Annotated in this window: 20 protein-coding genes; 13 read left to right on the forward strand and 7 right to left on the reverse strand. The window is 72.7% G+C overall.

Annotated elements, in window-relative coordinates; translation table 11 throughout:
* Positions 1-252 precede the first annotated feature (252 nt).
* Positions 253-1,782: a DUF2079 domain-containing protein gene (locus tag ACIQPT_RS22800; RefSeq protein ID WP_401157887.1), complete on the forward strand. Its 1,530-nt coding sequence runs from the start codon at positions 253-255 to the stop codon at positions 1,780-1,782.
* 92 nt (positions 1,783-1,874) lie between these two features.
* On the opposite strand, the gene ACIQPT_RS22805 is transcribed toward ACIQPT_RS22800, so the two are convergent.
* On the reverse strand, positions 1,875-2,519 hold the full coding sequence (locus ACIQPT_RS22805; RefSeq protein ID WP_401157889.1) for an RDD family protein: 645 nt from the start codon (positions 2,517-2,519) through the stop codon (positions 1,875-1,877).
* A gap of 220 nt (positions 2,520-2,739) precedes the next feature.
* Here ACIQPT_RS22805 and ACIQPT_RS22810 point away from each other — a divergent pair, with 220 nt between their 5' ends.
* From ACIQPT_RS22810 to ACIQPT_RS22825, 4 genes are all read left to right on the forward strand, one after another.
* Positions 2,740-3,621, forward strand: a complete 882-nt coding sequence (locus ACIQPT_RS22810; protein ID WP_010058645.1) for a bifunctional methylenetetrahydrofolate dehydrogenase/methenyltetrahydrofolate cyclohydrolase — start codon at positions 2,740-2,742, stop codon at positions 3,619-3,621.
* A gap of 24 nt (positions 3,622-3,645) precedes the next feature.
* Positions 3,646-4,251 (forward strand): DUF3017 domain-containing protein, encoded by a 606-nt coding sequence (locus tag ACIQPT_RS22815; RefSeq protein WP_401157891.1) that lies wholly within the window; start codon positions 3,646-3,648, stop codon positions 4,249-4,251.
* Between the two features lie 514 nt (positions 4,252-4,765).
* Positions 4,766-6,004, forward strand: coding sequence for a DUF2690 domain-containing protein (locus tag ACIQPT_RS22820; RefSeq protein ID WP_401157893.1), 1,239 nt, complete (start codon positions 4,766-4,768; stop codon positions 6,002-6,004).
* Between the two features lie 244 nt (positions 6,005-6,248).
* On the forward strand, positions 6,249-7,238 hold the full coding sequence (locus tag ACIQPT_RS22825) for a malate dehydrogenase (protein WP_032791657.1): 990 nt from the start codon (positions 6,249-6,251) through the stop codon (positions 7,236-7,238).
* A 101-nt stretch (positions 7,239-7,339) separates the two neighbouring features.
* On the opposite strand, the gene ACIQPT_RS22830 is transcribed toward ACIQPT_RS22825, so the two are convergent.
* Positions 7,340-8,071: an isocitrate lyase/phosphoenolpyruvate mutase family protein gene (locus ACIQPT_RS22830; RefSeq protein WP_401157895.1), complete on the reverse strand. Its 732-nt coding sequence runs from the start codon at positions 8,069-8,071 to the stop codon at positions 7,340-7,342.
* A 56-nt stretch (positions 8,072-8,127) separates the two neighbouring features.
* Entirely contained in the window at positions 8,128-8,643 is a 516-nt protein-coding gene (locus tag ACIQPT_RS22835) for a carboxymuconolactone decarboxylase family protein (RefSeq protein ID WP_401157897.1), read from the reverse strand.
* A gap of 47 nt (positions 8,644-8,690) precedes the next feature.
* On the opposite strand from ACIQPT_RS22835, the gene ACIQPT_RS22840 reads away from it, so the two are divergent.
* From ACIQPT_RS22840 to ACIQPT_RS22850, 3 genes are all read left to right on the forward strand, one after another.
* Entirely contained in the window at positions 8,691-10,091 is a 1,401-nt protein-coding gene (locus ACIQPT_RS22840; RefSeq protein ID WP_401157899.1) for a PLP-dependent aminotransferase family protein, read from the forward strand.
* A 108-nt stretch (positions 10,092-10,199) separates the two neighbouring features.
* Positions 10,200-10,514, forward strand: coding sequence for a hypothetical protein (locus ACIQPT_RS22845; RefSeq protein ID WP_401157901.1), 315 nt, complete (start codon positions 10,200-10,202; stop codon positions 10,512-10,514).
* A 6-nt stretch (positions 10,515-10,520) separates the two neighbouring features.
* Positions 10,521-11,708, forward strand: a complete 1,188-nt coding sequence (locus tag ACIQPT_RS22850; protein ID WP_401157902.1) for a glutathionylspermidine synthase family protein — start codon at positions 10,521-10,523, stop codon at positions 11,706-11,708.
* Positions 11,709-11,744: 36 nt separating this feature from the next.
* On the opposite strand, the gene rocD is transcribed toward ACIQPT_RS22850, so the two are convergent.
* Positions 11,745-12,950, reverse strand: a complete 1,206-nt coding sequence (gene rocD / locus ACIQPT_RS22855) for an ornithine--oxo-acid transaminase (RefSeq protein WP_401157904.1) — start codon at positions 12,948-12,950, stop codon at positions 11,745-11,747.
* Positions 12,951-13,262: 312 nt separating this feature from the next.
* Here rocD and trpS point away from each other — a divergent pair, with 312 nt between their 5' ends.
* On the forward strand, positions 13,263-14,255 hold the full coding sequence (trpS, locus tag ACIQPT_RS22860; RefSeq protein WP_401158205.1) for a tryptophan--tRNA ligase: 993 nt from the start codon (positions 13,263-13,265) through the stop codon (positions 14,253-14,255).
* A 124-nt stretch (positions 14,256-14,379) separates the two neighbouring features.
* On the forward strand, positions 14,380-14,979 hold the full coding sequence (locus ACIQPT_RS22865) for a 2'-5' RNA ligase family protein (RefSeq protein WP_401157906.1): 600 nt from the start codon (positions 14,380-14,382) through the stop codon (positions 14,977-14,979).
* A 19-nt stretch (positions 14,980-14,998) separates the two neighbouring features.
* On the opposite strand, the gene ACIQPT_RS22870 is transcribed toward ACIQPT_RS22865, so the two are convergent.
* Positions 14,999-15,754, reverse strand: a complete 756-nt coding sequence (locus ACIQPT_RS22870; protein ID WP_087765255.1) for a decaprenylphospho-beta-D-erythro-pentofuranosid-2-ulose 2-reductase — start codon at positions 15,752-15,754, stop codon at positions 14,999-15,001.
* Positions 15,755-15,803: 49 nt separating this feature from the next.
* On the reverse strand, positions 15,804-17,201 hold the full coding sequence (locus tag ACIQPT_RS22875; RefSeq protein ID WP_401157908.1) for an FAD-binding protein: 1,398 nt from the start codon (positions 17,199-17,201) through the stop codon (positions 15,804-15,806).
* Positions 17,202-17,373: 172 nt separating this feature from the next.
* On the opposite strand from ACIQPT_RS22875, the gene ACIQPT_RS22880 reads away from it, so the two are divergent.
* Positions 17,374-18,300: a YihY/virulence factor BrkB family protein gene (locus ACIQPT_RS22880; RefSeq protein WP_401157909.1), complete on the forward strand. Its 927-nt coding sequence runs from the start codon at positions 17,374-17,376 to the stop codon at positions 18,298-18,300.
* Here ACIQPT_RS22880 and ACIQPT_RS22885 read toward each other — a convergent pair.
* Positions 18,297-19,688: a D-alanyl-D-alanine carboxypeptidase family protein gene (locus ACIQPT_RS22885; RefSeq protein WP_401157911.1), complete on the reverse strand. Its 1,392-nt coding sequence runs from the start codon at positions 19,686-19,688 to the stop codon at positions 18,297-18,299. The genes ACIQPT_RS22880 and ACIQPT_RS22885 overlap by 4 nt on opposite strands.
* A gap of 133 nt (positions 19,689-19,821) precedes the next feature.
* Here ACIQPT_RS22885 and ACIQPT_RS22890 point away from each other — a divergent pair, with 133 nt between their 5' ends.
* Complete coding sequence (locus ACIQPT_RS22890; protein WP_401157913.1) at positions 19,822-20,067, forward strand: SCO4848 family membrane protein; 246 nt, start codon at positions 19,822-19,824, stop codon at positions 20,065-20,067.
* Between the two features lie 33 nt (positions 20,068-20,100).
* Positions 20,101-21,495, forward strand: coding sequence for a metallophosphoesterase (locus tag ACIQPT_RS22895; protein WP_401158207.1), 1,395 nt, complete (start codon positions 20,101-20,103; stop codon positions 21,493-21,495).
* Positions 21,496-21,758 lie beyond the last annotated feature (263 nt).

Here is a 21,758-nt window from a genome sequence, read left to right on the forward strand (position 1 = left end):
TGCTGCGGCACCCGGCCGTGGGGGGGGGGGGGGGGGGGGGGGCGGGGGGGGGGGGGGGGGGGCCCCCCCCCCCCCCCCCGCCCCCCCCCCACCCCCCCCCCCCCCCCCCCGCGGGCCCCCCCCCCCCCCCCCCCCCGGGGGGCCCCCCCCCCGCCGCCGTGTCCGTCGTACGGAACGCGCTCGCCGCTCTGTTCTAATGACACGGCCGTATCCGATGAACGGCCGTGGAAATCCCTAGCGGGGGCAGTCACCGTGCTTGAGCTGAACAAGAGTGGAACGGACCGGTCGGGACCGGGCCGCCTGCCCGCCCAGGGCCCGGGGCCGGACGCCCGTCCGGCCGGCGATGCGCCGCGTACGGGCGAGGCCGCCGCCGAACGCGTACCCCTGCGCCCGTACCTCATCGCCGGCGCGATCCTGTGCGCGCTCTACTTCCTCTACGCGTACTTCCAGTACGCCCGTTTCGGCTCGCCCTCCTGGGACCTGGGGATCTTCGAGCAGGAGGTCAGGGCGTACGCCGGGTTCGACGCCCCGGTCGTCGACATCAAGGGCCCCGGCTATCTGATCCTCGGCGACCACTTCTCCCCGATCGTGGCGCTGCTGGCCCCGCTGTACTGGCTCTGGCCGTCGGCCGAGGCCCTGCTGTTCGCGCAGGCCGCGCTGTTCGCGCTGGGAGCGGTCATCGTCGGCCGCACCACCCAGCAGCTCCTCGGCGGGCGCTCCGGGCTCTGCGTCACCGTCGCGTACGGGCTCTCCTGGGGAATCCAGGAAGCGGTGAAGGCCGACTTCCACGAGATCGCGTTCGCCGTGCCGCTGCTGGCCCTCGTCTGCCGGGCGCTGCTGCTGAAGCGGTGGACGGCCGCGCTCCTGTGGTCGCTCCCGCTGGTCCTGGTCAAGGAGGACCTGGGCGCCACCGTCGCGGTCGTCGGCTTCCTGCTCTTCGTGTACGGCCGCCGCCTCCAGGGCGCGCTGCTCGCCGCGTTCGGGGTCGTGGCCTTCGTCGTCACCCTCATGGTGCTCATCCCGGCGGCCAGCAGCGCGGGGACGTACGACTACTGGACGAAGATCGACAAGAACGGCGAGCAGGACGTCTCGATGCTGGACTCCGTCCTCGGCGTCCTCAACTCCTCCGTCAAGATCGAGATGCTGGTCTTCCTGATCGGTATCACCGCGTTCATGGCGCTGCGTTCACCGCTGACGCTGCTGATCGTCCCCACGCTCGGCTGGCGGTTGCTCTCCCAGGACAGCAACCACTGGGGCATGGTCTGGCACTACAGCGCGATCCTCATGCCGGTGCTCTTCCTCGCGCTGGCCGACGGCGTCCGCCGCAGCCGCGACTCGCACCGCCCCTGGCTCGCCTCGTACGCGAAGGTCGCCGTGCCCGTCGCCGCCGCGATCGCCGTCGCCATGACCCAGCACCTGCCGCTGCGCGATCTGCTGCGCCCGGAGACCTACCGCACCGACGACGCCCGCAGCCAGGCGGCCCGGGCGGCGCTGGACGCCATCCCGGCCGGGGCACGGGTCGAGACGGACATCACGTTGATGGCCCACCTCACCTCCGACCGCACCGTCTACTGGGTCGGCGGGGCCCCGGGCACCGCACCCGACATCGTCGCCATCAACCTGGACTTCGGCTGGTCCCGCCCGATCCAGGACCCGGTGGCGTACGCCCAGCAGCTGCACCCCGAGGCGCGCTACCGGCTCAAGCACCGGGGCGGCAGCTTCGTGGTGATGGAGCGCACGACGCCGGAGCCGGCGGAGATCCCGGGCGTACGCAAGGACTGACCGGGCCCGCCGTCGCCGGACATGCCGCGAGGGCCGCACCCCGTGATCGGGTGCGGCCCTCGCGGCATGTCCGGAAGCGTCCGGAAGGAGCGTCAGTTGGCCTTGACGACCACGGACGAGCAGACCTTGTCCGCGAACGTCTGCTTCTTCTCGTCCCACAGCGGCCACAGCCAGCCGATGTAGCAGGCGATGCTGTCCAGGAAGTGGGCCAGACGGCGCACGAACGCCATGCCGAAGCCCAGCGGACGGCCGTCGGCCTCGCGCAGCAGGCGGATGCCTACGGCCTTCTTGCCGATCGTCTGGCCGGTGGTGCCCTCCTGGTACAGCTGCCAGATGGCCACGGCGATGAGACCGATGAAGCCGATGCCGCTGAGGATCACGCCGAACGAGTCGCCGACACCGGTGCCGATGATGACGAGGATGTACGGGACCATCATGACGAGCCCGTCGACGATCAGTCCGCCGAAGCGCAGACCCCAGTGGGCCAGCTCCGGCATGCCGCCGCCGTAGCCGGGCTGCTGCGGGTAGCCGCCGCCGTAGGGCTGGCCGGGCTGCTGCTGCGGGTAACCGGGCTGCTGGGGGTACCCCGGCTGCTGCTGCGGGTAGCCGTAGCCCTGCGGCGGGACACCCTGCGGAGCCTGCTGCGGGTAGCCGTATCCGGGCTGCCCCTGCGGCGGGCCCTGGGGCGGCTGGCCGGGCTGCTGCCCGTACGGGTTGTTCGGGTCGCCGAAGCTCATAAGGGGTGTTCCTTCAACAGACGTGTGGGGACGAGATGGCCACACGGAGGAAGGACATCGATCAGCGGCCCGCCCCCCGTACAACCGCGGCCTTCATCGTTATAAGCGGAGCCCTTGTTTGTCCAGTCCGGAGCCGTGGAAGTTGTGCAAGTGCAATCTCCGGTACGGGGGTGGCACCGGCAATTGGTATGCGGGCGGGGTCATCCGCGAGGATGGGCCCATGACTGCCCAGATTCTCGATGGCAAGGCCACCGCTGCCGCGATCAAATCCGATCTGACCGTCCGTGTGGCGGCCCTCAAGGCCCAGGGGATCACTCCCGGCCTCGGAACCCTGCTCGTCGGGGACGACCCGGGCAGCCGGTGGTACGTCAACGGCAAGCACCGTGACTGCGCCCAGGTCGGCATCGGATCCATCCAGCGCGAACTTCCCGACACCGCCACGCAGGAGGAGATCGAGGACGTCGTCCGGGAGCTCAACGCCAACCCCGAGTGCACCGGTTACATCGTCCAGCTGCCGCTGCCCAAGGGCATCGACACCAACCGGGTCCTGGAGCTGATGGACCCGGCGAAGGACGCCGACGGGCTGCACCCGATGAGCCTCGGCCGCCTCGTCCTCAACGAGACCGGCCCGCTGCCCTGCACCCCGCAGGGCGTCGTCCAGTTGCTGCGCGCGCACGGCGTGGAGATCAACGGGGCGCATGTCGTGGTCGTCGGACGCGGTGTCACCATCGGCCGGTCGATCCCGCTGCTGCTGACCCGTAAGTCGGAGAACGCCACGGTGACCCAGTGCCACACCGGCACCCGGGACCTCTCCTCGCACCTGCGGCAGGCCGACATCATCGTCGCCGCCGCCGGGGTGCAGCACCTGATCAAGCCGGAGGACGTGAAGCCGGGCGCGGCCGTGCTCGACGTCGGCGTCAGCCGGGACGCGGACGGCAAGATCGTCGGCGATGTGCACCCGGGGGTCCGCGAGGTGGCCGCCTGGGTCGCCCCGAACCCGGGGGGCGTCGGCCCGATGACCCGCGCTCAACTGCTGGTCAACGTGGTCGAAGCCGCCGAGCGGGCCGCCGCCGAGGCCGCCGACGCCGCCGCCGCGGGCTGACGGCCCGGATCCGGAGGAAACCCCATGGGTGCTGGTACGAGTCCGGCCGACCCCGCCTCCGCGGGCAGGGCGGCGGACGAGCCGGACGAACCGGCCACGGACAAGACCCTGGACGGGGCTACGGACAAGCCCCTGGACGGGACCACGGACGGAGCTGCGGACGGGACCACGGGTGCGGCCACGGACGGGGCCGCGGAGGTCACGGACCGAGCCGCGCCCGCCGGGCGGCCCCGCCGGTCGCGGCGGTTCCCGCGGTTCACCCGGGACACCGCCCGGCCCGAGGGCGGCGGCCGGGCGGCGTCCGGCGACGCGCCCGCCCCGGCCCGGCAGTGGCCGCTGCTCACCGTGCTCTGCGCGGCGGGCCTCGGCCTGCTGATCGTGGCCCTGGACCCGTTCGACCAGGCGTTCCGTATCGGCACCATCCTGATCGGCGGCGCGCTGATCGCCGGTGCCGTGCTGCGCTGGGTGGTGCCGTCGGTCGGGATGCTGGCGGTACGTTCCCGCTTCACCGACCTCGTCACGTACGGGCTGATGGGCACGTTGATCGTGCTGCTCGCGCTGGTCGCCCAGCCCAAGCCGTGGCTGGACGTCCCGATCCTGGAGAACGCGGTCCGCTTCACCATCCGCTAGAGGCGTTCGGAGAAGCGTTCGGGCCCGACCGTGGTGGCCGTCCCCACCCCCGAGGGGGGACGGACACCACGGCGGAACGGGGCCACCGGGCAGAAAGCCCCGGTATGCGGCGAGATGGGCGGCCTTGCCCCGTCCCGACTCCAGCGTCATGGACACGAAAGACCGGAACAAGTGTTCACTGTGGCCTGTGGCACGGAAGTGACCATTCCGGCACGGTGTGATCGCCGCGCAACGATGGCAGACTGTCACGGCACACAGAGCGGCACGGAGCAGGCAGAGAGCAGTGGCCGGAACAGTGATCGGGGCGCGCGAAGATGCGTACTCCGTCCCGAATGCTCCCGTGCGCCCCCTCGTCCGGAACTGACACCCTGGTTCCGCGCATCCTCGTGGGTAGTCCAGCTGACGGTCCGGAACGGACGGACGGCGGACGGACCGGGGGGAAGCGCGGGTCGGGGGACCCGGCGCAGCGGGGTACAGCAAGCACGTCCGGGGGACATGAGGGGGGAATAAAGCGATGCCTCGTTGGAAGGCACTGCCCGAAGAGCTCGACCCGCAGATCAGGGAGTTCGCCAGCCAGCTGCGCCGGCTCGTCGACCGCAGCGGACTGAACATCAACGCGGTGGCCGACCGCACGGGTTACAGCAAGACGTCCTGGGAGCGGTATCTCAACGGGCGGCTGCTCGCCCCGCGCGGGGCCGTCGTCGCCCTCGCCGAGGTGACGGGCACGCCGCAGCACCACCTCACGACCATGTGGGAGCTGGCGGAGCGGGCCTGGAGCCGGGCCGAGATGCGCCACGACATGACCATGGAGGCCATCCGCATCACGCAGGCCCGTGCCGCGCTCGGCGAGCTCGGCACGACGTCTCCCGACGCTCCGTCGTCCGGCCGGTCCGGCCGGTCCTCCGCCGGCGGCCGGCACAGCACGGCCGGATCCGGCGCGCGGGTGCCCACCGCCGCGGGCCCGGCCGGTACGGACGCCCCGCCCCGCGACACCACCGCTCCCGGCCAACGCGGACCCTCCGCCTACGAGACGTACGGCCAGGGGCCGGGCGGCCACGCGACCGCCGGCCACGGCAACGACGGCCGGGGACCGGGTGGTTACGGACCGGCCGGTCACGGCGCCGACGCCTACGGACCCGGCGGCGACGACGCGACGCGCCAGCTCTCCGTACCCCGCCAGCGCGGCAGCGCGCCGGAGGCTCCCCGGCCGCCGCAGGACGGGGAGCGGTCGGGCCGGAACGCCGGAGGCAAGACGCCCGGCGGCCGCAAGAAGGGCGTCATGCTCGCCGTCGGGGCGGTCGGCGCGCTGATCGTCGTGGTCGGCGCGGTGCTGCTCGCACCGGGCGGCGACGAGTCCGCCAAGGCCACCCCGCCCCCGTCGGCAGCCCCCACCACGCCCGCCCCGGAGCTGCCCGTGGGCGTCGAGTGCAGCGGCGCCGACTGCACCGGGGAGGACCCCGAGGCGATGGGCTGCGGCGGCGAGTTCGCCCGTACGGTCGCCAGCGCGGTGGTCGGCGGCAGCAAGGTCGAGGTCCGCTACAGCGAGGTCTGCTCCGCCGCCTGGGCCCGGCTCACCGAGGCGGCCGTCGGCGACACCGTGCGGATCACGGGGGCCGACGGCGGGCAGGACGGCGAGGTCATGGGGGACACCGACGCGTACACCCCGATGGTCGCGGTGAAGAAGGCGGCCGACGCGAAGGCGTGCGCGACGCTCACCTCCGGCACGAAGGGGTGCACGGACCCGGGCGAGTGATCCCGGCTCCGGGCAGGTGACCCCGGTCCCGCCCGGGGCCGGGGTCACCCGTGCGTGCGGTGCGTGACCGGTTGTGTGCGGTGCCACAGGGGGCCGGGCGGCCCGGCCCGGCCGGGTCCGATAGCCTGACCGCTGGATATCTCTTCACGTCAAGATTCGTCGGGGCGCGGAAGAGGCGTCCAGCACCAGGGTCCGGCACCAGGGGCCGGGACCCCCACCGCCAGCTGTCTAAACGGAGACCGCCATGACCCGCACTCCCGTGAATGTCACCGTGACCGGCGCAGCCGGCCAGATCGGCTACGCGCTGCTCTTCCGCATCGCCTCCGGCCACCTGCTCGGCCCGGACGTGCCGGTCAACCTGCGCCTCCTGGAGATCCCGCAGGGCCTCAAGGCCGCCGAGGGCACCGCGATGGAGCTCGACGACTGCGCCTTCCCGCTGCTGCGCAACATCGAGATCACCGACGACCCGAACGTCGGCTTCGCCGGTGCGAACGTCGCCCTGCTCGTCGGCGCCCGCCCGCGTACCAAGGGCATGGAGCGCGGCGACCTGCTCGCCGCCAACGGCGGCATCTTCAAGCCGCAGGGCAAGGCCATCAACGACAACGCCGCGGACGACATCAAGGTCCTCGTCGTCGGCAACCCGGCCAACACCAACGCGCTCATCGCGCAGGCCGCCGCCCCGGACGTACCGGCCGAGCGCTTCACCGCGATGACCCGCCTGGACCACAACCGCGCGATCTCGCAGCTGGCCGCCAAGACCGGTGCCGCCGTCTCCGACATCAAGAAGCTGACGATCTGGGGCAACCACTCGGCCACCCAGTACCCGGACATCTTCCACGCGGAGATCGCCGGCAAGAACGCCGCCGAGGTCGTCAACGACGAGGTGTGGCTGGCCGACACCTTCATCCCGACCGTCGCCAAGCGCGGCGCCGCGATCATCGAGGCCCGTGGCGCGTCCTCGGCCGCCTCGGCCGCCAACGCCGCCATCGACCACGTGCACACCTGGGTCAACGGCACCGCCGAGGGCGACTGGACCTCGATGGGCATCCCGTCGGACGGCTCCTACGGCGTCCCCGAGGGCATCATCTCCTCGTTCCCGGTCACCACGAAGAACGGTGTCTACGAGATCGTCCAGGGCCTGGACATCAACGAGTTCTCCCGTACGCGCATCGACGCGTCGGTCAAGGAGCTCACCGAGGAGCGCGACGCGGTCCGCGAGCTCGGCCTCATCTGATCAGCACCCAGCACCCCGCACCACCGCACCACACCGAACGCCCCCGGCAGCCTGTGCTGCCGGGGGCGTTCGGCGTTGGGCGTGTCCGGTGTCCGCGCGCCCTACCGCAGTCCCTCCGCCGCCCCGCGCGCCGCTGCCACCGCCAGCCGCTGGAGGGCGGGGCCGAAGGTGATCCGGGCCGCGCCCAGTTCGCCCAGCCGGCGCAGGGCGGCCGGGGAGTCCGGCGTACCGAGGGCGTTCAGCGGCAGCGGCACGGCGGCGGCCAGCGCCGGCAGCTCCTCGGGCGGCGCGGCGATCGGGTAGACGCCGTCGGCGCCCGCCGCCGCGTAGCGCCGGGCCCGGTCGAGCGCGGCCGCCGACCGGTCCGTACCGGCGGGCCCGCCGTAGAGATACGTGTCCACACGGGCGTTGAGGAAGAGCCGGTCGCCCGCGGCCTCGCGGAAGCGGGCCAGCCGGTCGGCCTGGTACGCGGGGTCCAGCAGGACGCCGTCCACCGAGTCCTCCAGGTTGCAGCCGACCGCCCCCGCCGCCAGGAGCCGTTCCACCAGCTCCTTCGGCTCCAGCCCGTACCCGGCCTCGATGTCCGCCGACACGGGTACGGAGACCGCGCGGGCGATCCGGGCCACGGCGGCGAACATCTCGTCCGCCGGGGTGTGTCCGTCCTCGTGGCCGAGCGCGGCGGCGACGCCCGCGCTCGGGATCGCCAGCGCCGGGAACCCGGCCTCCTCCAGCGCCCGTGCGCTCGCCGCGTCCCACGGCCCGGGCAGTACCAGCGGGTCGTCGGGGGCGCGCCCGTGGTGCAGGGCGCGGAAGACGGAGACCGGGTCGGTCACAGGGCTGTCCTCGGGGGTGAGGGGCGGAAGGGTGAGGGGCGAGGGGTTTGGGCGGGTCAGCTCTTGTGGTCGCCGGGCGTGTAGTGGCCCGGGGCCAGCCGGCCGGTGACGCCGAAGCGGTTCCAGGCGTTGATCACGGTGATGGCCGCGATCAGCCGGGCCAGCTCGGCCTCCTCGAAGTGCTCGGCGGCCTTCGCGTACACCTCGTCCGGGACGAAGCCGTCGGTCAGGACGGTGACCGCCTCGGTCAGGGCGAGTGCCGCCAGCTCCTTCTCCGTGTAGAAGTGCTGCGACTCCTCCCAGGCGCTGAGCTGCACGATCCGCTCGACGGACTCGCCCGCCGCGAGCGCGTCCTTGCTGTGCATGTCCAGGCAGAACGCGCACCGGTTGAGCTGCGAGGCCCGGATCTTCACCAGCTCCACCAGGACCGGGTCCAGGCCCTGACGGGCGGCGATGTCGAGCCGGATCATCGCCTTGTAGACGTCGGGGAGGAGCTGGGAGACGGAGATCCGGGCGGGGTGCTCGGGGGCGAGGCCGGCGGGGGCGTGGTGGTGCTCGTGCGTCGTGGTCATGAGGACGACGCTACGGCCCCGGTGGCACCCCGGTATGGTCCATTGGCATGACGGATCCCTGGGCCACTTTCGGCGCCGACCTGCATCTGGAGCCGGTCGGCCAGGGGCTGCGCAGCGGGCTGATGGAGGCGCTGCGGGAGGCGGTGCGCAGCGGCCGGCTGACGCCCGGCACCCGGCTGCCGTCCTCCCGGGTGCTCGCCGCCGACCTGGGCGTCGCCCGCAACACGGTCGCCGACGCCTACGCCGAACTGGTCGCCGAGGGCTGGCTCACCGCCCGGCAGGGCTCGGGGACCCGGGTCGCCCAGCGGTCCGCGCCGCGCCGGACGGACCCGGCGGCGGCCCCCTCCCGGCCGACCCGGTCCGGGGCCGGGTACAACCTGAAGCCCGGCACGCCCGACCTGTCCGCCTTCCCGCGCACCGCCTGGCTCAAGGCCGCCCGCAAGGCGCTCACCGCCGCGCCCGACGAGGCCTTCGGCTACGGCGATCCGCACGGCCGCGTCGAACTGCGCACCGTGCTGGCCGAATATCTGGCGCGGGCGCGCGGGGTGTACGCCGACCCGGAGCGCATCGTGATCTGCTCCGGCTTCGCGCACGGGCTGTCGCTGCTGGGCCGGGTGCTGCGCCGCCGCCGGGTCCGGGACGTCGCCGTCGAGTCGTACGGCCTCGACCTCCACAGAGACCTCCTCACCGAAGCCGGGCTGCGCACCCCGTGCCTGCCGCTGGACGAGCACGGCTCCCGCACCGGCGAGCCGGCCGCCATGCGCGGCGCGGGAGCGGTCCTGCTGACCCCGGCGCACCAGTTCCCCACCGGCGTACCGCTGCACCCGGACCGGCGGGCCGCCGCCGTCGACTGGGCCCGGTCCACCGGCGGGCTGATCCTGGAGGACGACTACGACGGGGAGTTCCGCTACGACCGGCAGCCGGTGGGCGCGCTCCAGGGCCTCGATCCGGAGCAGGTCGTGTACCTCGGCACCGCCAGTAAGTCGCTGGCCCCCGCGCTGCGGCTGGGCTGGATGGTGCTGCCCCGGAGCCTGGTGGGCGAGGTGGTGGCGGCGAAGGGCGTGTCCGAGTGGATGTCCGGCTCGCCCGACCAGCTGACGCTCGCGGAGTTCATCGCCTCGGGAGCGTACGACCGGCATGTGCGCTCGATGCGGCTGCGCTACCGCCGCCGCCGCGACCAGCTCGTCGCGGCGCTCGCGGAGCGCGCGCCGGGCATCGAGATCAGCGGGATCGCGGCCGGGCTGCACGCGGTCCTCGAACTCCCGGCGGGCTCCGAGCGTTCGGTGATCCAGGCGGCGGCGTTCCAGGGCCTGGCCCTGGACGGCCTCGCGCGCTACCGCCACCCGGACGCCCCGGCCGCCCGCGACGCCCTGGTGATCGGCTACGGCTCCCCGTCGGAGAGCGCCTGGGCGGGCGCGCTGGACGCCCTGTGCCGGGTGCTCCCGTAAGCAGTCGGCTTCCGAACCGGCCACCCCTCCAACTAATCTGACAAGAGATCCGGTGACGGAACAGAAAGGAAGCCGGATCCGATCGCGTACCACGGGGGAGAACCGAACATGGCCACACGAAGGCTGAGGTCGAGCACGGTCGTGCTCGGCGGCATGGGGCTGCTCGCCCTGACGATCACGTCCTGCGGCTCGGAGCCGGACCGGCGCTGCGCCGACCGCACGACCCGTGAACCCCTGCCCAGTTACGAGTGCCGGGGCGGCAGCGGAGGCAGCAGCGGCGGCGGGGGCTCCGGCGGCGGCCGCGGCTCGTACTACTACGGCGGCAGCACCAGCAGCTACGACGGCAAGGTGCAGGGCGGCAGCTTCAACAAGTCCGCGGTCGACCGCGGCGGCTTCGGCTGCTCCAAGTCCGGCGGGGGCTGAGCGGAGATGGAGCGCCGCACGATCGAGCCGCGCCCCGGCTGGCAGGAGACCGTCGAGTCGCAGGGCGTCGTCTACCCGCTCACCCGCTACCCGGACGACTCGCTCCGTCCGTACTGGGACGAGAGCGCCTATTACGCCTTCTCGCTGCCCGAGGTCGAGGCCCTGGAGGAGGTGGTCGAGGAACTGCACACGATGTGCCTGGCCGCCGCCGCGCACATCGTCGAGCGGGACCGCTTCGCCGACCTCGGCATCACCGACCCGCGACTGGCCGCGCTGGTCGCCGAGTCCTGGCACCGCCGCGCCGAACTGCCTTCGGTGTACGGGCGGTTCGACCTGCGCTACGACGGGAGCGGCCCGGCGAGAATGCTGGAGTACAACGCCGACACCCCGACCTCGCTGGTGGAGGCCGCGAGCGCGCAGTGGTTCTGGATGGAGGACCGGTTCCCCGGTGCCGACCAGTGGAACTCCCTGCACGAGCGGCTGGTCGACGCCTGGAAGCGGCAGGCGTCCCTGCTGCCGCCGGGACCGCTGCACTTCGTCCACTCCGACGGCGACGAGGCGGGCGAGGACCTGATGACGGTCGCGTATCTGCGCGAGACCGCCCAGCAGGCCGGGATCGACACCGAGGCGCTGTCGGTCGAGGAGATCGGCTGGGACCGGCTGTCGGGCCGGTTCGTCGACGACCGGCTCCGCTTCATCCGCAGCTGCTTCAAGCTCTACCCCTGGGAGTGGCTCGCCACGGACCGCTTCGGCCCGCAGGTGCTGGAGACCCTCGACAACGGCGGCGGCTCCGGCACCACCTGCTGGATCGAGCCCGCCTGGAAGATGCTGCTCTCCAACAAGGCGCTGCTGGCGATCCTCTGGGAGCTGTATCCGGGCCACCCGAATCTGCTGCCCGCCTACCTCGACGGACCGCGCGAGCTGGCCGGACCCGGCGGGGCGGGTTACGTGTCCAAGCCGCTGCTCGGCCGCGAGGGCGCCGGGGTCGACCTGCACGGCCCCGGCTCGCCGCCCGTCCTGCGCGGCGAGCCGTGCTGCTACCAGGAGTTGGCCCCGCTGCCCGACATCGACGGCAACCGGGTGGTGCTTGGCGCGTGGATCGTCGAGGACGAGGCGGCGGGGCTTGGCATCCGGGAGTCGGCGGGGCCGGTCACGGACGAGTACGCCCGCTTCCTGCCCCACGTCATCCTCTGACCCCCGGGGCGTCGACATGAGGGGGCCCGGGCCGGCTCAGGCGGTCAGCACCGCCCGCAGCCGGTCCAGGCCCCAGTCCAGGTCCTCCTTGGAAATCACCAGCGGCGGGGCGATCCGGATCGTCGAGCCGTGGGTGTCCTTCACCAGCACCCCCTGATCCATCAGCTTCTCGGAGATCTCCCGGCCGGTGCCCAGCGCCGGAGCGATGTCGACGCCCGCCCACAGACCCCTGCCGCGCACCGCCTCCACCGCGCCGCCGCCCGTCAACAGGCCCAGCTCCCGGTGCAGATGGTCGCCCAGCTCGGCCGCCCGCTGCTGGTACTCACCGGTCCGCAGCATCGCGATCACCTCCAGCGCCACCGCGCAGGCCAGCGGGTTCCCGCCGAACGTGGAGCCGTGCTCGCCGGGCCGGAACACGCCGAGCACATCCGCCGACGAGACCACCGCGGAGACCGGCACCACCCCGCCGCCCAGCGCCTTGCCGAGCACGTACATGTCCGGCACCACACCCTCGTGGTCCAGCGCGAACGTCTTCCCGGTCCGCCCGAGCCCCGACTGGATCTCGTCCGCGATGAACAGCACGTTCCGCTCGCGGGTCAGCTCCCGCACCCCGGGCAGATAGCCGGCCGGCGGCACCAGCACCCCGGCCTCGCCCTGGATCGGCTCGATCAGCACCGCCACGGTGTTCTCGGTCATCGCCTCCCGCATCGCGGTGAGATCCCCGTACGGGACGATCTCGAACCCCGGGGTGTACGGGCCGAAGTCGGCCCGCGCCTCCGGGTCCGTGGAGAAGCTGACGATCGTCGTCGTGCGGCCGTGGAAGTTGTCCGAGGCCACGATGATCTTCGCCATGCCGTCCGGCACGCCCTTGACCCGGTAGCCCCACTTGCGGGCGGTCTTCACCGCGGTCTCCACGGCCTCCGCACCGGTGTTCATCGGCAGCACCGTCTCCATGCCGCACAGCGCCGCCAGCTCCGTACAGAAGTCGGCGAACCGGTCGTGGTGGAAGGCCCGGGAGGTCAGCGTCACCCGTTCCAGCTGGGCCTTGGCCGCGTCGATGAGCCGGCGGTTGCCGTGGCCGAAATTGAGTGCCGAGTATCCGGCCAGCAGATCCAGATACCGGCGGCCCTCGACGTCGGTCATCCAGGCGCCGTCCGCCGTGGCCACGACGATCGGCAACGGGTGGTAGTTGTGCGCGCTGTGCGCCTCGGCGGAGGCGATGGCAGTTTCCGTGGTCGACACGGGATCTCCGTTCGTCGTGCGGCGTGGGCGGGGGTGGTGCCCACTTTGTATCGTCGGTCGGATCCGGCGCAGGGAAACCTTCACTCTCCGGCGCGCCCGCCCGCGCACACTCCGGCGGCCGGAATGTGGGCTTCGTCTCAGGTGCGCGCTCCTGTGCTCCGGGCTCCTGCTGGTACGCGCCCTCTCCGCCCCGCACCGGCTGCCGGAGATCGCCCCCGTACCTGAGACAATGGGGCCATGGCCTCTGATCGCCCTTCGCTCCCCACCGACCAGCCGCAGACGGGCCGCACCGGTGCGGCCGCCCGTCCGCGCGTGCTCTCCGGGATCCAGCCCACCGCGGGCTCGTTCCACCTCGGCAACTACCTGGGCGCGGTGCGCCAGTGGGTGGCGCTGCAGGAGAGCCACGACGCCTTCTACATGGTCGTGGACCTGCACGCGATCACGATCCCGCAGGACCCCGCCGAGCTGCGGGCCAACACCCGGCTCGCCGTGGCGCAGCTGCTGGCGGCCGGTCTGGACCCGGAGCGCTGCACGCTGTTCGTGCAGAGCCATGTGCCCGAGCACGCCCAGCTCGGCTGGGTGATGAACTGCCTCACCGGCTTCGGCGAGGCCTCCCGGATGACGCAGTTCAAGGACAAGTCCGCCAAGCAGGGCGCCGACCGGGCCACCGTCGGCCTCTTCACCTACCCGGTGCTCCAGGTCGCCGACATCCTGCTCTACCAGGCGAACCAGGTCCCGGTGGGCGAGGACCAGCGTCAGCACATCGAGCTGACCCGCGACCTCGCCGAGCGGTTCAACGGCCGGTACGGCCAGACGTTCACCGTCCCCGCGCCGTACATCCTCAAGGAGACGGCGAAGATCTTCGACCTCCAGGACCCGGCGGTGAAGATGAGCAAGTCGGCCTCCACGCCGAAGGGCCTCATCAACCTCCTCGACGACCCGAAGGTCACCGCGAAGAAGGTGAAGAGCGCGGTCACCGACACCGACACGGTGATCCGCTACGACGCCGAGAAGAAGCCGGGCGTCAGCAACCTGCTCACGATCCTCTCCACCCTCTCCGGCAGCCCCGTCGAGGATCTGGAACGGAGTTACGAGGGCAAGGGCTACGGCGCGCTGAAGACCGACCTGGCCGAGGCCATGGTGGAATTCGTCACTCCCTTCCGGGCCCGCACCCAGGAATATCTGGACGACCCGGAGACGCTGGACTCCATCCTGGCCAAGGGTGCGGAGAAGGCCAGGGCCGTCGCCGCGGAGACCCTGGCACAGACGTACGACCGGATGGGCTTCCTGCCCGCGAAGCACTGAGTCCAAGGACCCTGGCGAGATCATGGCCGCAGGGGTCACACTTGCGGCGGCGGAACGCGCGGGCCGGACACCCGGCCCGCGCGGCATGACCGGAAATCGACCATCGACGATGGAGGAGAACGACGTGGGGACCGTAACGCTCGGCGTTTCGATCGCGGTCCCGGAGCCCTACGGCAGCCTGCTCCAGGAACGCCGCGCGAGCTTCGGGGACCCTGCCGCCTTCGGCATTCCCACCCACGTCACCCTCATGCCGCCGACCGAGGCGCAGTCGGCCGACCTGCCGGCGATCGAGGCGCACCTCGACAAGATCGCCACGGCCGGCCGCCCGTTCCCCATGCGGCTGTCCGGCACCGGCACCTTCCGCCCGCTGTCGCCGGTCGTCTTCGTCCAGGTCGCCGCGGGCGCCTCGGCCTGCGCCTGGCTCCAGAAGCGGGTCCGGGACGCCTCGGGGCCCCTGGTGCGCGAGCTCCAGTTCCCGTACCACCCGCACGTCACCGTGGCCCACGGCATCGCCGAGGAGGCCATGGACCGGGCCTACGAGGAGCTCGCCGACTACGAGGCCGCCTGGACCTGCGGCTCCTTCGCGCTGTACGAGCAGGGCCCGGACGCCGTCTGGCGCAAGATCAAGGACTTCCCGTTCGGCGGGGGAGGCGGGGCGCCCGCCGTCCCCGCCCAGGGCGGCTACACGATCGACGCGTCCTCGGCCCCGTCGCTGCGGCCCTGAGCACCCGGGGCCGTACGCCCTAGACGGGCAGCCGGCGGAACAGCGGGCGCGGGACGTGCCGCAGCGCCGCCATCACCACCCGGAGCGAACCGGGCACCCACACGGTCTCCGAGCGCCGCCGCAGCCCCGTGACGATCGCCGCCGCCACCTCCTCCGGGCCGGTCGCGAGCGGCTGCTCCGGCCGCCCCGCCGTGGCCCGCGTCCGTACGAAACCGGGGCGCACGACCATCACCTGCACCCCGGTCCCCTGGAGCGCGTCGCCAAGCCCCTGCGCGAACGCGTCGAGGCCCGCCTTGCTGGAGCCGTAGATGAAGTCCGCGCGCCGGGCGCGCTCCCCGGCCACCGAGGACAGCACCACCAGCGAACCGTGCCCCTGCGCCTGCAGTGCGCCGGCGCACACCAGCCCGGCGGAGACCGCCCCCGTGTAGTTGGTCTGGGCGACCCGGACCGCGGCCATCGGCTCCTCCTCGTCCCGCGCCTGGTCCCCGAGGACGCCGAACGCCATCAGCACCACGTCGATGTCGCCCTCCGCGAAGACCTTGCCGAGGGCGACCTCGTGGGAGGCGGAGTCCAGCGCGTCGAAGTCGACGGTCCGTACGTCCGCCCCCCGGCCGCGCAGCTCGGCGGCGGCCGACTCCAGGGCCGGGGAGGGGCGCCCGGCCAGCCAGACCCGGCGGGTGCGCAGGGCGATCAGCCGGCGCGCGGTGGCCAGGGCGATCTCGGAGGTGCCGCCGAGGACGAGCAGGGACTGCGGGGCGCCGAAGGCATCCTTCACGGAAAACTCCTGGTCAGGTGGGGGAGCGGGGGATCGGTGGTGGGGAGGGCTACAGCCCGAGCCGGCGCGACAGGTCGGAGCGGAACGCCTCCGTCGGGTCCAGCCGCGCCCGCAGCTCCCGGAACTCCGCGAGCCGCGGGTACATCGCGGCCGCCGTCTCCGGCCGCATCCGGGAGTCCTTCGCCAGGCAGACCCGGCCCCCGGCGGCGGCCACCTCCTCGTCGACGCCGTCCAGGAAGCGGGACAGGCCGGGCAGGGCCGCGGGCAGATCCAGGGCCAGGGACCAGCCGGGCGCCGCGAACGACAGCGGGCCGGGGGCCGCCGCCCCGAACCGCTGGAGCACGGCCCGCACGGCGGGGCTCCGGCGCGCCGCGATCCGGCGCACCACCCGGTGCAGGGTCTCCTCCTGGCCGTACCCGACGGCGAACCGGTAGCGCACCAGGCCGCCCCGGCCGTACAGCGGACGCGGGTCGGGCAGGGCGTCCGAGGCGTGGAAGAAGGCGGGGACCGGGCGGAGCTCACCGGTCCGTGCGCGGGGCGCGCCGCGGTAGCGGACCTCGTTGTACAGGGCGGCCGCTGCCGGGCCGAGCAGCCCGCCCGGCAGCGGCGGGAGGCCGGGGACGGAGGCGGGAAAGGAGCCGGGGAAGGAGCCGGGACCGGAGAGCCGCCCCCGGGGCCTTCCGGAGCGCGAGGACAGCAGAGTGCGCCCCGCGTGCGCCGGGCGCATATCCGGGGGTGCGTGCTCCCCCCGGGTGAGGATCCCGCGTCCGGTCGCCCGGCCCCGCGCCATCAGGTCGATCCAGGCGGAGCCGTACGGCATCCGGTCGCCGCCCGCGGTGAAGCGGGCCAGCAGATCGTCCAGGTCCCCGGCGCGCTCGGTGGAGACCGACATCAGGGCCGTGGCGACGCGCCGGAGGCGGAGCGTCGCGCCCAGGATCACCCCGGTCAGGCCGAGGCCCCCGGCGGTCGCGTCGAAGAGGGCGGTGCCCGGCAGCACCGTACGCACCTCGCCGTCGGCGGTGAGCAGTTCCAGGGCGCTCACGTGCCGGGCGAACGAACCCGACCGGCGGTGGTCGAGGCCGGGCAGATCGGAGCCGATCGCCCCGCCGACCGTCACTCTGCCGGTCCCGGCCACGACCGGCGGGAGCCAGCCGAGCGGCAGCAGCACCCGCGACAGCCGCTCCAGGCTCACCCCCGCGTCGCAGCGCACCAGGCCGACGGCGTCGACCCCGCCGATCCGGGCCAGGCCCGTCACGTCGAGCACCGAGCCGCCCGCGTTCTGCGCCGCGTCCCCGGGCGACCGCCCCAGCCCGCGCGCGATGACTCCCCGGGGCCCGCGCCCCCGGACGGCGGCGGCCGCCTCCTCGTACGTACGGGGGCGAAACCGCACGGCGGTCGTCGGGGCGGTGCGGCCCCAGCCGGTCAAGGACACCGTGTCGACGGACATGAGGGTGACCGTATCGTCCGGGAAATCCCCTTCGCGGCATTGGTGAATTCGCTCACCGGAACGGGTGATGGAGTGAGTGTCAGAGAAGCGTGACCGGGATCCGCCGGACGGGTCCGGGAGAGTCCGGGGCGGGCCGCTGGTGTTCCGGGCCCAGGAGGGTACGCGTGACGTCATGGACTGGCTCAAGAAACTCCCGGTGATCGGGCCCCTGGTCGCCCGGTTGATGAAGACGCACGCGTGGCGTTCGTACGAGCGGCTGGACCGGGTCCACTGGGCCAGGCTCGCGGCGGCGATCACCTTCATCAGCTTCCTGGCCCTCTTCCCGCTGATCGCGGTCGGCGCGGCCGTCGCCGCCGCTCTGCTGAGCGACAAGCAGCTCGACACCATCAAGGACAAGCTGGCCGACCAGGTGCCCGGCATCTCCGACCAGTTGGGCATCGACGGTCTGGTCGCCAACGCGGGCACGATCGGCCTGGTGGCCGGTGCGCTGCTGCTGTTCACCGGTGTCGGCTGGGTCGGCTCGATGCGCGAATGCCTGCGCGCGGTCTGGGAGCTGGACGACGTCCAGGCGGCCAACCCCGTCGTCGCCAAGGTGAAGGACGCGGTGCTGCTGGTCGGCCTCGGCGGCGCGGCGCTCGCCACCCTCGCGGTCTCCACCGTCGGCTCGACGGCGGTCGGCTGGTTCGCCGACCTGATCGGCATCCCCGAGGGCGGGGCGGGCGGCGTCCTGCTGCGGGTGGCCGCGCTGGCGGTCGCGGTCGTCGCCGACTTCCTGCTGCTGCTCTATCTGCTGACGCTGCTGCCCGGAGTGGAGCCGCCCCGGCGGCGGCTGGTGGTCGCGGCCCTGCTCGGGGCGGTCGGCTTCGAACTGCTCAAGCTGCTGCTCGGCAGCTATATGAAGGGCGTCGCGGGCAAGAGCATGTACGGCGCGTTCGGCGTGCCGATCGCGCTCCTTCTGTGGATCAACTTCACCGCGAAACTGCTGCTGTTCTGCGCCGCCTGGACGGCGACCGGCAGCAAGGACGATGAGGTCGAGGAGACGGTGGAGCCGGGGGATGCCGCCGGGGGCGTGGCACCCGGCGGCTCCACCCGCGCCTAGGACTTCTCGGTCGAGCCGGCCGAGTCGGTCGGGCCGGTCGAGGCCTTCGGCTCGGTCGGCCCGGCAGGCTCAGTGGGCTCCGTGCGCTCCGCCGCTTCCGTGGGCTCGGCCGCGTCGGTCGTCGCCGGGGTGCGGCGGGCCAGGCCGGTCAGCGGCCAGCGACGGTTGACCAGGAACACCCCGCCCGCCAGGAGCACCAGCAGGCCGCCGATGATCGCCAGGGCGATCCCGACCCCGCTGGAACCGTTCGCGGCGGCCGCGTGCGAGGCCTCCGCCTGGCCGCCCGAGCCCTGGTCCGCGCCGGCGGCGGGCGCCGCGCCCTTGCCGCCGGTCGCTGTGCCGGTTCCGGTGCCGGTGTCCACGGACTTCGGCGGTACCAGCTGGCCGACCGGGGTCACCTTGCCGCTGGCGGCGAAGCCCCAGTCGAGCAGGTGGGCGGCCTCCTTGTAGACGGCGTGGCTCTCCTCCGCCGACGGATTCATCACCGTGACCAGCAGGACCCTGCCGTTGCGCTCCGCGACGCCGGTGAAGGTGTTGCCCGCGTGGGAGGTGTAGCCGTTCTTGACGCCCGCGATGCCCTGGTACGGGTCCACGCCGATGTCTCCGGTGATCAGCCGGTTGGTGTTCTGGATCTCGAAGGAGTCCCGCTTCTTCCCCTTCTTCTTCTCGCCGGGGAAGTCGGCCGACGCGGTCGCCGCGTACTCACGGAAGTCCTTCTTCTGGAGTCCGCTGCGGGCGATCAGGGTCAGGTCGTAGGCGCTGGAGACCTGGCGCGGCGCGTCGTACCCGTCCGGCGAGACCACCACGGTGTCCAGCGCCTGGAGCTCCTCGGCGTGCGCCTTCATCGCGTCCACCGTCTTCGGGACGCCGCCGTACATCTCCGAGAGGACGTGCACCGCGTCGTTGCCCGACCGCAGGAACACCCCGAGCCACAGGTCGTGGACCGTGTAGGTGTGGTCCTCCTTGATCCCGACCAGGCTGCTGCCCTCGCCGACCCCGGCCAGCTCACTCTCCGTCACCTTGTGCGTCAGGGTGGTGGGCTGGAGCGCGGGCAGGACCGTGTCCGCGAAGAGCATCTTCAGCGTGGAGGCCGGCGGCAGCCGCCAGTGCGAGTTGTGCGCCGCCAGGACGTCGCCGCTCTCCGCGTCCGCGACGATCCACGACCGGCCGGTCAGCCCCTTGGGCAGCACCGGCGCCCCCGGGCCCAGATCGACCTGGGTACCGGCTTTACCGAGCCGCTCCCCGCCGATACCGGACATCGTGCTCGGCGGCTTGGGCTGTTTGGCGTCGCTCTTGTCCTTGTCGGCCGCTGCGGCGGGACTGAGGACGAAACCAGACAACAAGGCGGCGGAGGTGACCGTCAGAGCGATCTTTTTCAGAGCAGGCACGATCGGAAACGTACAGGGCGAACATGTGGATGCGGAGCCGGACCGGCTGACCCGCCGCAGGGAACGCCGGGACGGCCCCGTTCGGACGCCACCCCGGGGATGGGGGCCGGGGGGCGGCGGCGATACTGGACCCATGAAGCTCAGCCGCCGCGTGTCCTGGTTCCTGCTCGCGTTCGGGGTGTGGAGCTGGTTCATCTGGATCACTTTCGTCAAGAACCTGTGGCAGGACGGCAGCGGGCTCGCCTTCGACGACGCGGGCGAACCGACCGGGTACTTCTGGGTGCACCTGCTGCTCGCCATCACGTCCTTTCTTCTGGGGACGGCGGTCGGCGTGATCGGGTTGCGCGGAGTCCGGGCTTTGCGCGACAAGCGCACATGACGACGGGAACGTGGGGAAGCTCGGATGGCTGCAGTGGTCTTCGCTCTGGTGGGGCTCGTGGTGCTGGCGCTGCTCGGCGCCGTGCACCGGTATGTGTGGCGGCGCTTCGTCGGTGACACGACGGCGCCGGGCAGCCCGCTGCGGCGGGCGGGCACCGTCGCCGCCTTCGTGCTCCCCCTGCTGAGCGTCGGAGCGATGACGTCCGGCCGGGTGGGCGCCCCCTTCTGGCTCCAGCAGGTGCTGGCCTGGCCGGGCTTCCTGTGGCTGGCCTGCCTGCTGTACCTGACGCTGGCGCTCCTCGTGGGCGAGGTCGTTCGGCCGGTGCTCCTGCGGGTCCTCGCCCGGCGTGACGCGGCGAGAAGCGGAACGGCTTCCGGAGCGGCGTCCGGAACCCTTGCCGAGGCACCGGACGAGACCCGTCCCCGTACCGAAGAGCTGGTGCCGTCCCGCTCGGCCGGTACCTCGGCCTCTTCGGCTCCCTCGGAAGCGGCGGCGCGTACGGCGCCGGAAGCTGAAACGGAACCGAAAGCGGAACCGGCAGCTCCCACTCCCGCTCCCGTTCCCACTCCCGCTCTCGCTGTCGGTCCCGCTCTCGCTGCCGGTCCCTCCCGGCGGCTCTTCGTCTCCCGGGTCGTCGGCGGCACGGCGGCCGCCGCCGGACTCGCCACCGTCGGGTACGGCACGTACGGGGTGCTGCGCGGGCCGAGCGTCAAGCGGATCACCGTCCCGCTGGCCCGACTGCCCCGCGCCGCCCACGGCTTCCGGATCGCCGTGGTCAGCGACATCCACATCGGCCCGATCCTCGGCCGCGCCCACACCCGCCGGATCGTCGACACGATCAACGCGACCTCGCCCGACCTGGTCGCCGTCGTCGGCGACCTCGTCGACGGGTCCGTCGCGGACCTGGGCTCCGCCGCCGAACCGCTGGCCGCCCTGCGCGCCCGGCACGGCAGCTACTTCGTCACCGGCAACCACGAGTACTTCTCCGGTGCCGAGCAGTGGGTCGATCACGTTCGCGAACTGGGCCTGATCCCGCTGGAGAACGCCCGGGTGGAGATCGAGGGCTTCGACCTCGCCGGCGTCAACGACATCGCGGGCGAGACCGAGGGCCAGGGGCCCGACTTCGGCAGGGCGCTGGGCGACCGGGACCGCGGCCGCGCCGCCGTCCTCATGGCGCACCAGCCCGTGGTCATCCACGACGCCGTCGAGCACGGCGTCGACCTCCAGCTCTCCGGCCACACCCACGGCGGACAGCTCTGGCCGGGGAACTACCTCGCCGAGCTGGCCAACCCCACCGTCGCCGGGCTCGAACGCTACGGCGACACCCAGCTCTTCGTCTCGCGCGGCGCGGGCGCCTGGGGGCCGCCCGTCCGGGTGGGCGCCCCGTCCGACATCACCGTCGTGGAGCTCGCCTCCCGTCAGGCGTGACTCTCCGTTGCGGGTGCGACGGTCCGGGAGCCCCGGGTCCGTCATCATGAAATCCACACCGAAGAGTCACCGTCAGCTACGGAAACCCGCAGGTAGGAGGCAGGAAACAGCCTTTTCGGACAGGACTTCCCGTGCGTGTCCAATAAAAGGCTGTGAGCGCCCCATTTACTCTTCCAGATGTGAAAATCGTGTGATTGGGTAAGCGCGAACATGCGGCGATGTGCGCGTCACAAACGCGACCGCCGAGGTGGGGCTGGTAAGGG

The sequence above is a fragment of the Streptomyces sp. NPDC091289 genome (genome assembly GCF_044757365.1).
Classification (GTDB): Bacteria; Actinomycetota; Actinomycetes; order Streptomycetales; family Streptomycetaceae; genus Streptomyces.

Excerpts from the sequence above, each read along its gene's own strand:
- ACIQPT_RS22805 (WP_401157889.1), bottom strand. The coding sequence starts at position 2,519 with ATGAGCTTCGGCGACCCGAACAACCCGTACGGGCAGCAGCCCGGCCAG.
- ACIQPT_RS22810 (WP_010058645.1), top strand. The coding sequence starts at position 2,740 with ATGACTGCCCAGATTCTCGATGGCAAGGCCACCGCTGCCGCGATCAAA.
- ACIQPT_RS22815 (WP_401157891.1), top strand. The coding sequence starts at position 3,646 with ATGGGTGCTGGTACGAGTCCGGCCGACCCCGCCTCCGCGGGCAGGGCG.
- ACIQPT_RS22820 (WP_401157893.1), top strand. The coding sequence starts at position 4,766 with ATGCCTCGTTGGAAGGCACTGCCCGAAGAGCTCGACCCGCAGATCAGG.
- ACIQPT_RS22825 (WP_032791657.1), top strand. The coding sequence starts at position 6,249 with ATGACCCGCACTCCCGTGAATGTCACCGTGACCGGCGCAGCCGGCCAG.
- ACIQPT_RS22835 (WP_401157897.1), bottom strand. The coding sequence starts at position 8,643 with ATGACCACGACGCACGAGCACCACCACGCCCCCGCCGGCCTCGCCCCC.
- ACIQPT_RS22840 (WP_401157899.1), top strand. The coding sequence starts at position 8,691 with ATGACGGATCCCTGGGCCACTTTCGGCGCCGACCTGCATCTGGAGCCG.
- ACIQPT_RS22845 (WP_401157901.1), top strand. The coding sequence starts at position 10,200 with ATGGCCACACGAAGGCTGAGGTCGAGCACGGTCGTGCTCGGCGGCATG.
- ACIQPT_RS22850 (WP_401157902.1), top strand. The coding sequence starts at position 10,521 with ATGGAGCGCCGCACGATCGAGCCGCGCCCCGGCTGGCAGGAGACCGTC.
- ACIQPT_RS22875 (WP_401157908.1), bottom strand. The coding sequence starts at position 17,201 with ATGTCCGTCGACACGGTGTCCTTGACCGGCTGGGGCCGCACCGCCCCG.
- ACIQPT_RS22880 (WP_401157909.1), top strand. The coding sequence starts at position 17,374 with ATGGACTGGCTCAAGAAACTCCCGGTGATCGGGCCCCTGGTCGCCCGG.
- ACIQPT_RS22890 (WP_401157913.1), top strand. The coding sequence starts at position 19,822 with ATGAAGCTCAGCCGCCGCGTGTCCTGGTTCCTGCTCGCGTTCGGGGTG.